Origin of the sequence: Paracoccus sp. FO-3, from assembly GCF_006386455.1 — a bacterium.
Classification (GTDB): domain Bacteria; phylum Pseudomonadota; class Alphaproteobacteria; order Rhodobacterales; family Rhodobacteraceae; genus Paracoccus; species Paracoccus versutus.
This window is the reverse complement of sequence record NZ_VCBQ01000331.1, coordinates 1-314: the sequence shown is the minus strand read 5'-3', so window position 1 is coordinate 314 and position 314 is coordinate 1. Positions and strand designations below refer to the sequence as shown.

The following is a 314-nucleotide window of genomic DNA, read 5'->3' as shown; positions in this document are numbered from 1 at the left end:
GGGCTTAGCCTGGCGGCGCGGATGGCGGGGACCAGGCCGAAGGCGGCGCCCATGGCGGTGGCGCCGGCCAGCGCGCCAAGCGCCACGGTGACGGAAAACACCACCGGCATGCCGAAGCCCGAGGCGGCGACCGCGCCGATCCCGCCCGCCAGCGCCAGCCCGGCCAGGCCGCCAAGCGCCGACAGCACCGTGGCCTCGGTCAGGAACTGCACCAGGATGTCGCGCATCGAGGCGCCGGTGGCGGCGCGGATGCCGATCTCGCGCGTGCGTTCGCGCACGGTGATGAACATGATGTTCATCACCCCGATGCCGCC

The 314-nt window shown here is 73.9% G+C and carries 1 protein-coding gene; it reads right to left on the bottom strand.

The features are described 5' to 3' along the window. Positions 1-314 (bottom strand): ABC transporter permease (locus FE811_RS27240; RefSeq protein ID WP_140849630.1); only part of this gene is annotated, 314 nt, incomplete at both ends.